The sequence below is a fragment of the Acidovorax sp. genome, from assembly GCF_046341535.1.
Lineage (GTDB): Bacteria > Pseudomonadota > Gammaproteobacteria > Burkholderiales > Burkholderiaceae_C > Acidovorax.
Map to the genome: position 1 here is coordinate 1 of NZ_JBKDRI010000161.1, position 12,591 is coordinate 12,591.

A 12,591-nucleotide genomic window follows, 5' to 3' on the forward strand; every position below is an offset into this window, starting at 1 on the left:
GGGGTGACAGCGCTATGCACTTGCCAGCACCGCTTTTGGAGCGCCATGCGGTGTTGATCCTCCTTGCAGGCACGAGCCTGCCGCGTCGTCGCGCCTTGCCTGGCACCCCAACAGCAGCGCTGGCAAATGCATCCAACTGCCGTTTTTAGGATCATCGCTTGCGGGTCAGACGCGGGTCGAGCAGATCGCGCAGCCCATCGCCCAGCAGGTTCAGGCCCAGCACGGCCAGCGCAATCGCCACGCCGGGCCACACCGCCAGCAGTGGTGCCTGGAACATCAGCGTCTGGGCCTCGCTGAGCATGCGGCCCCACGACGGCTGGGGCGGCTGCGTGCCCAGGCCCAGGTACGACAGCGCGGCCTCGGCCAGGATGGCAATTGCGAACTGGATGGTGGCCTGCACGATCAGCACCGACAGGATGTTGGGCAGCACATGCTCGATGGTGATGCGCCAGCGGCCTTTGCCACATGCACGCGAGGCCATGATGTATTCGCGGGACCACACCGCATTGGCCGAGGCGCGGGTCACGCGCGCAAATGTGGGGATATTGAAGATGCCGATGGCGATGATGGAATTGACGATCCCCGCGCCAAAAACCGCCGTCAGCATGATGGCCGACAGGATGGCCGGGAAGGCAAAGGTAAAGTCAGCCAGCCGCATGATGAGCTCTTCGACCCAGCCGCGCCGCGCCGCGGCAAGCAGCCCCAGCGCGGTGCCGATGGTCAGGCCTATGCCCACGGCAATCACGCCCACCAGGATCGAGTTGCGGGCCCCCACCAAGAGCAGCGAAGCCACGTCGCGCCCGAAAGGATCCGTGCCCAGCCAGTGCCGCGCGCTGGGCGGCTGCAGCTTGGCGGCCAGATCCATCTCGTAGGGCGACCAGGGGGTCCACACCAGCGACAGCGCGGCCGCCAGGATCAGCAACAGCGACAGCACCGCTCCCACCGCAAAGCTGCGATGCCTGCAGGCGCGGCGCAGCCAGTGCTGGCCGTGGCGGGTGGGCGGTGCCACGGTGGAGCGAGATGAGGAAAGGATGCGCATGGAAGGCAGCGGCTGGCGCGTTTCAGATATCGCTGGCTTTGATACGTGGGTCAATCACCGCGTACAGGATGTCCACCACAAAGTTCACCATGACCACCATGGCGGCCAGCAACATCACGCAGTTACGCACCAAGATGAGGTCGCGGTTGGAAATCGACTGAAAGATCAGCCGCCCCAGGCCTGGCAGGTAAAACACGTTTTCGACCACGATGGTCCCCGCCAGCAGATTGGCAAACTGCAATCCCATCACCGTGACCACGGGAATCATGGCATTGCGCAGCACATGCCGCCACATCGCTGCCCGCTGCGAAAGACCCTTGGCGCGTGCCGTGCGCACAAAGTCCTCCCGAAGCACCTCCAAGATGGCCGAGCGCGTGATGCGTGCAAGGATGGCCGCCTGAACGACTGCAAGGGCGATGGCGGGCAGCAACAAAGCCCGCAGGGCCTGTAGCGGGCCACCCCCGGCATCCTGCGTCCAGCCCGGAAAGCCGCCCGCCGAAAACCACTGCAGCTTCACTGAAAACAGCAAAATCAGCAGGATGGCAAACCAGAAATTGGGGATGGCGATGCCGATCTGCGCCAGCCCCATCACGCCCACGTCGGCCAGCTTGTTGTGCCGGGCTGCCGCATACACCCCGGCAGCCAGCGCCAGAACGGTGGTGAGGATCATGGCCATCAGCGCCAGGGGCACCGTGACTGTCAGGCGCTCCAGCACCAGTTGGGCCACGGGCGAGCTGTAGGCATAGCTGTCGCCCATGCTGCCCACCATCAGACCGCTGACCCACTGCCAGTAGCGCAGGCCGGCAGGCTGGTCGAGCCCGAGCTTGGTGGCCAGGGCGGCAACCGCCTCGGGTGCAGCATCGGGGCCCATGAGGATCTGGGCTGCGTTTCCCGGCAGGATCTCCAGCACCAGGAACACCACGACCGATGCACCGACCAGGGTGGCTACCAAGGTGATGAACCGTTTGACGAAGAACAAGCCCATGGGTTGCGGCAAGCGTAGGGGATGGGAGTCGCGGAATGAATGCGCAGGCGTGATTACACGGCATCACGTCCAAACACCCCGCCACGGGTGGTGTGTTGCTGTGCGACCAGCGCCGCGCCGGATGCCCACGCGGATAATACGGGGCATGAGGATCTTCCTGCCCCGCACCGCATCTGAATGCCCATCTGCGAACGAGGAAACGCCATGGCGCTGATGATTACTGACGAGTGCATCAATTGCGATGTCTGTGAGCCCGAGTGCCCGAACGAGGCCATTTACCTCGGCCAGGAAATCTACGAGATCGACCCGTCCAAATGCACCGAGTGCGTGGGTCACTTCGACGAACCCCAGTGCGTGCAGGTGTGCCCCGTTGCCTGCATACCCGTCAATCCTGCCCATGTCGAAAGCCGGGAGACGCTCTGGCAAAAGTTCCAGCGGCTGCAGACCAAGGCCCAGGGCGCTGCATAGCCGGGTGTGCCTTGTCGGCAGGCATGGTCGGCAGCAAGGCCCGGATGCCCAGCGGGGCCTGGCGTGCGTTGCTGGGTGATGGTTATCCGATTAAAAATAGCGGTTTACGCTTGATGCGTATGTGTTGGTAGCTATCAAAATAATAGCATGTTGGGTTGCGTTATGGTCGAGGCTCCGTGGCCTCGGGGCGCGGCGGCTTGGGTCGCGGGGGCTTGGTGGTGTGGATGAGCAGCGTGGCTTTGTCCATCTCTCCGGCCAGCATCGCGGGGTAGGCCTTGAGCGAATGCGCGATGCTGTCTTCGATCAGCGTGCGCTGCTCGGGCGAGGGCTTTTTCAGCACCCAGTTGGCGACTTCGCTCTTGATGCCCGGATGGCCAATGCCAATGCGCAGCCGCCAGTAGTCGGGTGAGCCCAGTTGCCCGTGGATATCGCGAAGTCCGTTGTGGCCCGCGTGACTGCCGCCCTTTTTGAGCTTGATTTGGCCCGGTGCGATGTCCAATTCGTCGTGTACGACCAGGATCTCTTCTGGCAGGATCTTGAAAAACCGCGCCAGCGAGGCCACCGCTTTCCCTGAAAGGTTCATGAACGTCTGCGGCTCCAGTAGCCAGACGCTCTGCCCGTGCACCGTGGTGCGCGCCACCAGGCCGTGGTAGCTGCGCTCGGGCACCAGCGTGGTCTTGAGTTCACGCGCCAGGGCGTCGATCCACCAAAAGCCCGCGTTGTGCCGCGTGGCCTCGTAATCCGGGCCCGGGTTGCCCAGGCCAACAAACAGCTTGATCATGGGTTGGATTATGTGGGGCTGGCGTGGGGCTGCTCGCGTCAGGGACCCTGTCGTGTGCGTAGCGGGGGCCGACCCAAAAAAAACGGCCCACGCAGGTGGACCGTTGGGGCAAGGCACCCGGGTGCCTCGCGGTGAAGCGGCTGCACCCGGCAAGGCCAGGGTGCATGGCAGGCGCGAATTACTTCTTGCCCTTGCCCTTGCCCTTGGCGTCTGCGGCAGGCGCTGCAGCCACAGGGGTCTCAACCACGACCACCGGGGGCACCACGGACACCAACACGGGGTTGTTGTTCTGACCGCCGCGCACCTTGGGCGTCACGCCCTTGGGCAGCTTGATGTCCTTGAGGTGCAGCGAGCTGCCCTTTTCCAGCGTGGACAGGTCCACAGCAATGAATTCAGGCAGGTCCGAAGGCATGCAGGTCACGTCCAGTTCGTTCATGACCGGGTTGACCATGCACTTGTCCACCTTCACGGCTGGGGATTCTTCAGCACCGGAGAAGTGCAGCGGCACCTTCATGTGCAGCTTGGTCTTCTCGTCCACGCGCTGGAAGTCGATGTGCAGCACGAGCTGCTTGTAGGGATGGTATTGCACATCGCGCAGCAGGACCTTGCTGGACTTGCCGGCCACTTCCATGTCCAGCACGCTGGAGTGGAAAGCCTCCTTCTTGAGTGCGTGCCACAGTGCGTTGTGGTCGAGCTCGATCAGTTGGGGTTCAGCAGCACCGCCATACACGATGCCAGGCGTCTTGCCCGAATTGCGCAGACGGCGGCTCGCACCCGTACCCTGCTTGGCGCGCTCAAAAGCGACGAAGTTCATAGTTAGCTCCTCAATGGGATCGACCGCGACCAGTTCGACCCCGATTTAAAAAAAAGTCTGCTTGGCCAGAGGGCGGCAGACCCGCGTAAAGTTCCCGAACACACACCTCTCGAAAGAGGTTTGCAGCCAACCGGACCGACGCGCTCCCTGCGGAGCGGTCAGAACAGGTTTTCCTGGTCCGAGAACAGACTCATCACCGACTCACCCCTGGCAATGCGCTGAATCGTTTCTGCAATCAGCGGTGCCACGGAAAGCTGGCGAATCTTGGGGCATCCCCGAGCCTTGTCGCTCAAAGGGATGGTGTTGGTCACGACCACTTCATCGAGCGCAGTGCCCTGGGCAATGCGTTCGATGGCTGGACCAGAAAAAATGGGGTGGGTGCAGTAGGCGTACACCTTCTTGGCACCGCGTTCTTTGAGCACCTCCGCGGCCTTCACCAGCGTGCCTGCGGTGTCGATCATGTCGTCCATGATCACGCAGTTGCGGCCTTCGATTTCACCGATGACGTGCATCACTTCAGACACGTTGGCTTTGGGGCGCCGCTTGTCGATGATGGCGAGATCGCAGTTGAGCTGCTTGGCCAGGGCACGCGCACGCACCACCCCACCCACGTCGGGCGAGACCACGATGAGGTCTTCGTAGTTCTTTTGGCGCAGGTCACCCAGCAGGACGGGCGAGGCGTAGATGTTGTCTACCGGAATGTCAAAAAAGCCCTGGATCTGGTCGGCGTGCAGGTCCATGGTCAGCACGCGGGCCACGCCTACGGCCTGCAGCATGTTGGCCACGACCTTGGCGGTGATGGGCACGCGCGTGGAGCGCGGGCGGCGGTCCTGGCGGGCATAGCCAAAGTACGGAATCACGGCGCTGATGCGCTCGGCAGAAGCGCGCTTGAGCGCATCCACCATGATCAGCAGTTCCATGAGGTTTTCGTTGGTGGGCGCGCAGGTCGACTGCACCACGAAAACATCCCGAGCACGCACGTTTTGCTTGATTTCGACGGTGACTTCGCCGTCTGAGAAGCGGCCCACGTCAGCAGCGCCCAACGAGATGCCGAGATGTTGGGCGATTTCAGCCGCCATGCCAGGGTTGGCGTTGCCGGTGAAAACCATGAAGTCGGGGTGGTTGGCTTGCATGAGCGTCCCAGCAGGTCTGAAAAAAAGCCCGTATGCGAAAAGAATTTGGCAGGGGAAGAAGGATTCGAACCTTCGCATGCCGGAATCAAAATCCGGTGCCTTAACCAGCTTGGCGACTCCCCTACACAGGTCAATTGCCGAGGGCAACCAACCCTAAACCGCGTCTGCTGACCACCCTGCCAGAGGATGAATCACCAGAGTTTCACACGCCCTGACCAGCCAGCCCTCATAGGCCCCACTGAGATCAGTTGCATGTTGCATTCGCGCAAATACCACGCTTCCGGAACCAGTCATCCGACCTTGCAGACCACGGGAACCGAGCCAGTCAAGAGCTTCGGATACCTCGGGGCAGATGGCCTGGGCAACTGGTTGCAGATCGTTTCGACCGAAGTCAAAGTGTCGTGCAGCAAAGCCTGTTATTGTAGCACTATCTGAATCGCGTTTGAGACCGGGATGCGAAAAAATCGACTTCGTATCCAGGCCTGCGGCCGGCTTGACGACCGCGAAACGCGCTTTCGGCAATGCGAATTCGCGTTCGAGCGGCGTGATTTTCTCACCGATTCCCTCGACCCAGGCGTTGCGCCCCCGCAAGAAAAAGGGCACATCGGCACCCAGTGCGAGGCCGATTTTTTCCAATTGCGTCAGGGGCAGGCGCAGGCCCCACAGGTGGTTTAGGGCAAGCAGGGTGCTTGCGGCATCCGACGAACCACCGCCCATGCCTGCCTGGGCTGGGACACTTTTTTGCACGCCAATATGAACCCCATCGGCGCAGCCTGTGACAGCGCGCAAGGCGTGCGCTGCGCGCACCGTCAGGTCCTGTTGGGGTAGGGCCCAGGTCAGGTCCTCTCGGGTGATCAGGCCGTCGCTGCGGTGCTCAAAATGCAGGGTATCGGCCCAGTCCACAAGCATGAACACCGATTGCAGCAAGTGGTAGCCGTCGGGTCGGCGCCCAGTGATGTGCAGGAACAGATTAAGTTTGGCCGGTGCGGGCACGTCGTACAGGGCTTGCATTGCAAAAGGCAGGCGGGTGTAGGCGATTCAAGGGCTTCAGCGGGTCAGCGCAATGCGCAGATTCGCAGCGGGAAGCGGGGAATGCCGACGGGCGAAGATTTTGCCCTGCGCGACCGCCGACAAGTCAGCGTCCCAACCCGGCGCTGAGGCCTGTTGTCCTTGGAGCCACTCGAAAATGGCTGCGACCGGGAGCGGCGCCCCCACAGTGTCCGCCAGCAATGCATCCAGCGATGGTGAGGTCCGGCTTCCCTGAGCACTGATCAGCTCCGCGTGGCCTTCCCTCCAGGTCAGCTGCGCGAGTTGGTTGCCCAGCGGGCTCAGCAGCACCAGTTCGCCCAGGCGGCTGTTGCCCCTGAGTTCGAACGCCGCGCTAAACGATTGGGCGTCGTACCCCTCCACCTGCAGGGCCAGCCTGCCGGTCCATGAATCAGCGAAGGCTAGGAGTGGGGGGCTTTGCGTCGCGCAACCCGCCAGTGCCAAACAGGCTCCCAACATGATGGCCATGCCGACGCGCCACACTTCAAGTAGCAGCCCGCCCCCGCAGCGGCAAGACTTTCTGGCAGGCCAGGCGTCGGCTTTAAGCATCAGGGCTTGACCCCCAGCCGCTCAAGCGTTTCCTTCAGGACTTCGTTGTCGGGCGCAAGTCGTTGCGCTTCCCTCCACGCATTCAGTGCCGCGTCTTTCTCGCCCAGGCTCCACAGCACCTCTCCCAGGTGGGTTGCTATCTCTACGTCCGGACGTTTTGCAAATGCGTCTTCCAAATGACGCCTTGCCCCTGCCTTGTTGCCCAGACGGAATTCGACCCAGCCCAGGCTGTCCGTAATGAACGGATCGCCGGGCGCCAGTTCAAGCGCCTTAAGAATAAGCCGCTTTGCTTCGTCAAGACGCTGTCCACGATCAGCGAGTGAGTACCCAAGGGCGTTGTACGCGTTGTAATGATCGGGCTTGCGACGGATGATTTGCTCGAGCAGTTGTTCCATGAGCTCCACCCGTCCGGTTTTTCCCGCAAGCATGGCTTTGTCATACAGAAAGTCCACATCGTCTGGCGAAAGCGCCTCCAGTTCAAGCTGCACCTTGTAAGCATCCTCATAGTGACGCAGGTCGCGCAGCAACTGCACTTCGGCCAGCAGCTTCATACGCCGGTCCTGATCGGTAGAGGCAGGCAGCTTGCGCAGCAGTTCCCTGGCTTGCGTGATCTTTCCCTGCCGGGCCAGCAATGATGCACGTCGGCTTTGGGCGCTGATGACTTCGCTCGCGTTGTCGATCCGGCCGAGCCACGACTCGGCGGCCGCAAAGTCCCCTTTTTTTTCCGCAATTTGCGCCTGCAGCAGATAGGCCTGCGTCAGGCCACGCTGACGAACGTCTGCGCTCGCAACGCCGGTGAGCGCCTCCAGGAGTCGTTGAGCCGAAACCTCGGCTTCGGCGATTCGATTGTTCTGCACCTGCAGCGTGGTCAGAATCAACCACGCTTCTGGAACATCCGGTCTATTACGGATGACCAACTCGGCTTGGCGGCCTGCCTCAGTGAACCTTTGCAGGCCCAGCAAAATCCGCGCATATGCGATGTGAAGTTCAGGGGCGTTCGGACTTGCCAGGAGCGTCGATATCAACATCTCCGCATCGGCAACGTCTTCGTCGAGCAACTCGAGCGCCAACTGGGCGGCGCTTTCGCTGGTTTTGTCGAGACCCTGTGCTTTGCGCGCAGCATCAAGGGCGCCCTGTTTGTCGCCTGCAGCCAGCCGCATCCGTCCGATGCTGGTCCAAGCGATGGGAGCGTTCGCGGGGTGCGAAATCTCGCTTGAAAGAGCACTTTCGACCACTTTGGCTGCCAGGGCCTTGTCGCTTGCGCGTCCGTACATTTGCGGCAAAGCCGCGAGCAGCGTTGTGCGGGACGTGGCGGGTGTCAGCGCAAGCTCTTGCCGAAGCAAGTCTGGGGTCTCTCCGATCCGGTTGAGAGCAATCAGAATTTGGAGGACATACCGGTTGGCTTCGCGAGAGTCCGGCAGCGCCTCTTTCCATGCACGCGCCGCGGCCAGGGCATAGTCGCCCGACCTGGACTGCAGGGCAATGTCGGCCGCCCGCTGGTACAGGCGGCCATCACCGCTGCGTCTTGCAGCCTCCAGGGTGAATGCATAACCTGCGCCCGGATCGCCGGACTGGGCACTCACTTCTCCCAAAAATATTTGATAGAAAAGTTCGGCATCCAGGTCTGAACTCTCCACCGCGGGTGGTGGTGGTTTGAGGGCTCGTGCGCGCCCGCTGGTCTGCGCGAGCGCGGGATGAAAGATGACCGCGGCAACCGTCACCAGGACGGCATTCCGAAAGCTTTGTAGTAACGCCATCGACCCATAATAATCGAAGCTTTTCAACGCGATCCTCGGGTCTCTTTATGCCAGAGTTGCCAGAAGTGGAAGTGACGCGGCGCAGCTTGGCGCAAGCCATCTTGGGGGCGCGGATCGAGACAGTCCGCATGGGTAAACCGCTTCGTTGGCCGCTTGGCTGCGCGCCAGCGTCTCTGCAAGGGCGCCAGGTCGTCGGTTTGCGCCGCCGCGGAAAGTACCTGTTGCTGGATTTCAACGCAGGGATACTCCTCATCCACCTTGGGATGTCCGGCAGTCTGCGATTCAGCGAGCACTTGCCAGACGCGGGCGTGCACGATCATTTTGAAATGGTCACGGATCAGGGAATCCTGAGGCTGCATGATCCGCGACGTTTTGGGGCGGTCGTTTACGTTCCCGACGAGACGGATGTGATCGCGGTCAAGCTGCTCAGTGGCCTGGGCATGGAGCCGCTGGAGGATTCGTTTTCATTGCGCGCGTTCCAGGCTGGCCTCAAGTCAAGTCGTGTACCTATCAAGACCCTTTTGCTCAGCGGCCGCGTGGTTGTGGGCGTCGGCAACATCTACGCCAGCGAAGTTCTTTTTTTAGCTGGTATCCGACCAACCACACCCGCCGCACGTATTGGCCCCGAGCGGGCTCGGCGGCTTCATACGGCGATCGTCAGCGTGCTGACCTGGGCAGTAGAAATGGGCGGTACAACCTTGCGTGATTTCTCGAATGCCGATGGATCAGCAGGTCACTATCAGCTGCAAGCGCGGGTGTACGGAAGAGAGGGGGCTCCGTGCCTCGAGTGCGGTGCCCTCATACGCATGCTGCGGCAGAGCCAGCGGAGCACGTTTTATTGCCCGATTTGTCAGCGAGCCTGAATGGTCTGACGCAGCTTCAATCCAACAGACAGTTTCGGTGAACTCCGTCGATGCTATATTTTCAATAATCCTGACCTCAGGTGCGACCTAGAAACCCGGGAGCAAAGTGGGCCCTACATTCAACGAACAGTTCGACCAGCACGGCGCGTGGCGGCGTGAGTTCGCCCAGCAGCTCAAGCGGCTTGCCAGCTGGATGTCCTCGCACGAGCTGATGGATGCCGCGCTTTCGGAGCGCCTGCAACGTCTCGAAGATCAGGTTCGCAGCGACAAGGTCATGGTGGCTTTTGTTGCTGAGTTCTCCCGTGGCAAGTCGGAACTGATCAATGCCATTTTCTTTGCTGACTACGGGCGACGCATCATGCCCGCCAGCGCCGGGCGCACAACCATGTGCCCGACCGAGCTCGGTTATGAGGCCGATGTACCCCCCTGTTTGAGACTGCTGCCGATCGAGACACGCCTGCAGACGCAAAGCTTGGCCGAATGGCGCACGAAGCGTGATCGCTGGCAGGAGATTCCCTTGGACGTAGGGAACGCAGATCAGATCGCGAAAGCAGTCGAGAAGGTGGCTGAGGTTCGAAAGGTGACGTTGGATCATGCGCGTGCCTTGGGCTTTTGGCATGACGATCTGGCCGATGAGAACCCGGTGCCGGACGCAGAGGGTTTGGTGGAGGTTCCCCTGTGGCGTCACGCGATCATCAACATCCCGCATCCGCTGCTCAAGCAAGGACTGGTCATTCTTGACACACCAGGGCTTAACGCGGTGGGTGCCGAGCCGGAACTGACAGTCAATCTCATACCCCAGGCCCATGCGGTGGTGTTCATCCTCGGCGCGGATACAGGGGTTACTCGCTCCGATCTCGCCATCTGGCGCGAGCACCTCGCCATTGAGCCCGATAGCATGGACGGGCGCTTGGTCGTCCTTAACAAGATCGACACGCTCTGGGACTCGCTGAGTTCGGCCGAACAGGTCAAGGCGCAACTGGAAAGGCAGCGCAGCAATTCTGCCGATATGCTGGGGGTTCCCCTCGACAAGGTGGTTCCTGTCTCTGCCCAAAAAGGTCTGGTCGCGAAAATTACCAAAGACCCTGCTCTCCTGGTAAACAGTGGTCTGCCAGTGCTGGAGGAGGTTCTGGCACAGGACATCATGGGCCGGCGCCAGGCCATTCTTCGTGCGGCCGTGGCCAATGGTGTTGCCAGCTTACGTACCGAGACGAGCCGCTTGATCAATATCAAACGGCGTGACCTTGACGATCAGATGGCCGAACTGCGCAGCCTGCGCGGGAAAAACGCGTCTGTCATTGAGTCGATGCGACATCGTATCGAGCAGGAGCAGCGTGAATTCGACTTGAGCACTGCGAAGATACAAGCAGTGCGTGCCGTGCATCTCAAGTTGTTGCGTGACGTGTTCCATCAACTCGGCGCCAAGTCCTTGAAAGCGGAGCTTGCCGATCTGGCGCAGACACTTCAACAAAAGGGTCTCAAGCTTGGCGGCAAGAAGATCTACACAACGACCTTTGACAAGCTGCGCAGCACCATGGGGAAGGCGCAGTCCTCAGGTGCAGAAATCCAGGCGATGCTCAACGGAACTTTCCGGCAGCTCAATGCTGAATTTGGGTTTTCGCTGCAGGTTCCTGCTGCCCCCCAATTAGAGCGTTTCGCGGACGACCTCAGTCGGATCGAGCAAAGCCATCTGCAGTATCTCAGCTTGGGTAACGCCATCAAGCTTGCGCAGCCTGAGTTTGCCGAGCGACTTGTGCGGGCGCTGGCCATGCGTCTGCGCACTGTGTATGAATCTGCGGCCAACGACCTGGAGTTGTGGAGCAAGTCTGCTACTTCGCAGCTCGATGCCCAGTTGCGTGAGCGGCGCAAGAGCTTTGCTCGGCGAATCGAGGCCGTGGATCGCATCCAGCAAGCCGCCAGCGGACTCATCGAGCGAATTTCCGAGATTGAGGCGAGTGAGGAACAACTTTTGTCTCTGGAACGGAAACTCCAGGAGCTGACCAACCAGCTCATAACGCTTCCGGTCACGTCTGACAGCACGCATTCAGCCCAGAGCCTGATGCCTGCATGAGCGAGAAAGCGGGTGGCGGGGTCGCTGCCAAAGTCGTGGCCTGGCAGGCGGCACACGGTAGAAACCATCTGCCTTGGCAGCAAACGAGGGACCCCTATCGGGTGTGGCTGTCCGAGATCATGCTGCAGCAGACCCAGGTGGTCACCGTGCTTGGGTATTACGACCGGTTCCTTCAACGTTTCCCGGACGTTAAGGCGCTGGCGCAGGCAGAGCAAGATGAGGTGATGGGGTTGTGGAGTGGTCTCGGCTATTACAGCAGGGCCAGAAACCTTCATCAATGCGCCAAAGTCGTGACGGCTCAGTACGGGGGCGCGTTTCCGGACACAGCGCAGTTGCTTGCAACACTGCCTGGAATCGGAAGGTCGACGGCAGGTGCCATCGCTGCGTTCTGCTTCTCGGAAAGGGTCGCCATCCTTGACGCAAATGTGCGTCGTGTTTTGACCCGCGTGCTGGGATTTGACGCGGATCTCGCCGTTGCGCAGAACGAAAAACTTCTTTGGGACCGTGCGACTGAGCTGCTTCCCACTGGTGATCTGCAAGCCTCAATGCCCCGTTACACGCAGGGTTTGATGGATCTCGGCGCCACGGTCTGTACGCCCAAGGCCCCGCGTTGCCCGGCTTGTCCGCTCAGTTCGGTCTGCACCGCACTCTCTCAAGGCAACCAGGAGCGTTATCCGGTCAAAACCCGACAGCTTCGGCGCAGGGCTGAAACGTGGTGGCTGCTCATTCTCCTGGACCCGGCAAGGCGTGTGTGGTTGCAGCGTCGCCCGGCGGCAGGAATCTGGGCTGGGATGCACTGTGTACCAGTGTTTTCCGATCAGGCGCAACTCATGCAGGTTGCAGCAGATTCTGAAGGCGGGGCGGCCCGTGTTCGGATGTGGGAAGTACCGGCGTTGATGCACGTCTTGACGCATCGCGATCTCTACCTTCACGCGGTTGTCGTGCAGGGCGATCTTGCGGCCAGACCCTTGCCGCATGGTGACTGGTTTGGTGAGCATCAGTGGACAGGCATAGGCTTGCCAGCGCCTATCCGAAAGTTGCTGGACTCCGCCGTCCAGCGACCGATCCTGTAAGGCGCAGGCCG

The 12,591-nt window shown here is 61.0% G+C and carries 12 protein-coding genes and 1 tRNA gene; 4 read left to right on the plus strand and 9 right to left on the minus strand.

The window, feature by feature from the left end; all coding sequences use genetic code 11:
• Window positions 1–151: 151 nt before the first annotated feature.
• Window positions 152–1,039 carry an ABC transporter permease gene (locus ACK543_RS12020; protein WP_409943086.1) on the minus strand — a complete coding sequence of 296 codons (888 nt, stop codon included), beginning with the start codon at window positions 1,037–1,039 and terminating at the stop codon, window positions 152–154.
• A gap of 22 nt (window positions 1,040–1,061) precedes the next feature.
• On the minus strand, window positions 1,062–2,024 hold the full coding sequence (locus ACK543_RS12025; RefSeq protein ID WP_409943087.1) for an ABC transporter permease: 963 nt from the start codon (window positions 2,022–2,024) through the stop codon (window positions 1,062–1,064).
• A gap of 204 nt (window positions 2,025–2,228) precedes the next feature.
• Between ACK543_RS12025 and ACK543_RS12030 the strand changes: the two genes are divergently transcribed.
• The gene (locus tag ACK543_RS12030; RefSeq protein ID WP_409943088.1) at window positions 2,229–2,492 is read left to right on the plus strand and encodes a YfhL family 4Fe-4S dicluster ferredoxin; all 264 of its coding nucleotides are present in this window, start codon (window positions 2,229–2,231) and stop codon (window positions 2,490–2,492) included.
• Window positions 2,493–2,652: 160 nt separating this feature from the next.
• Here ACK543_RS12030 and pth read toward each other — a convergent pair whose 3' ends face one another.
• The 7 genes from pth to ACK543_RS12065 all read right to left on the minus strand — a co-directional run bounded on the left by pth (window position 2,653) and on the right by ACK543_RS12065 (window position 8,573).
• A complete protein-coding gene (gene pth / locus ACK543_RS12035) occupies window positions 2,653–3,273 on the minus strand; it encodes an aminoacyl-tRNA hydrolase (RefSeq protein WP_409943089.1) in 621 nt (206 codons plus the stop codon).
• 178 nt (window positions 3,274–3,451) lie between these two features.
• Window positions 3,452–4,087 (minus strand): 50S ribosomal protein L25/general stress protein Ctc, encoded by a 636-nt coding sequence (locus ACK543_RS12040; protein WP_409943090.1) that lies wholly within the window; start codon window positions 4,085–4,087, stop codon window positions 3,452–3,454.
• A 158-nt stretch (window positions 4,088–4,245) separates the two neighbouring features.
• On the minus strand, window positions 4,246–5,220 hold the full coding sequence (locus tag ACK543_RS12045; protein WP_409943091.1) for a ribose-phosphate pyrophosphokinase: 975 nt from the start codon (window positions 5,218–5,220) through the stop codon (window positions 4,246–4,248).
• A 46-nt stretch (window positions 5,221–5,266) separates the two neighbouring features.
• A tRNA-Gln gene (locus ACK543_RS12050) sits at window positions 5,267–5,343 on the minus strand.
• 30 nt (window positions 5,344–5,373) lie between these two features.
• Entirely contained in the window at window positions 5,374–6,231 is an 858-nt protein-coding gene (gene ispE / locus ACK543_RS12055; protein WP_409943092.1) for a 4-(cytidine 5'-diphospho)-2-C-methyl-D-erythritol kinase, read from the minus strand.
• A 36-nt stretch (window positions 6,232–6,267) separates the two neighbouring features.
• A complete protein-coding gene (locus ACK543_RS12060; protein WP_409943093.1) occupies window positions 6,268–6,735 on the minus strand; it encodes a lipoprotein insertase outer membrane protein LolB in 468 nt (155 codons plus the stop codon).
• 80 nt (window positions 6,736–6,815) lie between these two features.
• A complete protein-coding gene (locus ACK543_RS12065; RefSeq protein WP_409943117.1) occupies window positions 6,816–8,573 on the minus strand; it encodes a tetratricopeptide repeat protein in 1,758 nt (585 codons plus the stop codon).
• 47 nt (window positions 8,574–8,620) lie between these two features.
• Here ACK543_RS12065 and mutM point away from each other — a divergent pair, with 47 nt between their 5' ends.
• The 3 genes from mutM (at window position 8,621) to mutY (ending at window position 12,580) form a co-directional block, all read left to right on the plus strand.
• On the plus strand, window positions 8,621–9,436 hold the full coding sequence (gene mutM / locus ACK543_RS12070; protein WP_409943094.1) for a bifunctional DNA-formamidopyrimidine glycosylase/DNA-(apurinic or apyrimidinic site) lyase: 816 nt from the start codon (window positions 8,621–8,623) through the stop codon (window positions 9,434–9,436).
• Between the two features lie 106 nt (window positions 9,437–9,542).
• The gene (locus tag ACK543_RS12075; protein WP_409943095.1) at window positions 9,543–11,507 is read left to right on the plus strand and encodes a dynamin family protein; all 1,965 of its coding nucleotides are present in this window, start codon (window positions 9,543–9,545) and stop codon (window positions 11,505–11,507) included.
• Window positions 11,504–12,580 (plus strand): A/G-specific adenine glycosylase, encoded by a 1,077-nt coding sequence (gene mutY, locus ACK543_RS12080; protein WP_409943096.1) that lies wholly within the window; start codon window positions 11,504–11,506, stop codon window positions 12,578–12,580. The genes ACK543_RS12075 and mutY overlap by 4 nt, the downstream gene beginning before the upstream one ends.
• Window positions 12,581–12,591: the final 11 nt, after the last annotated feature.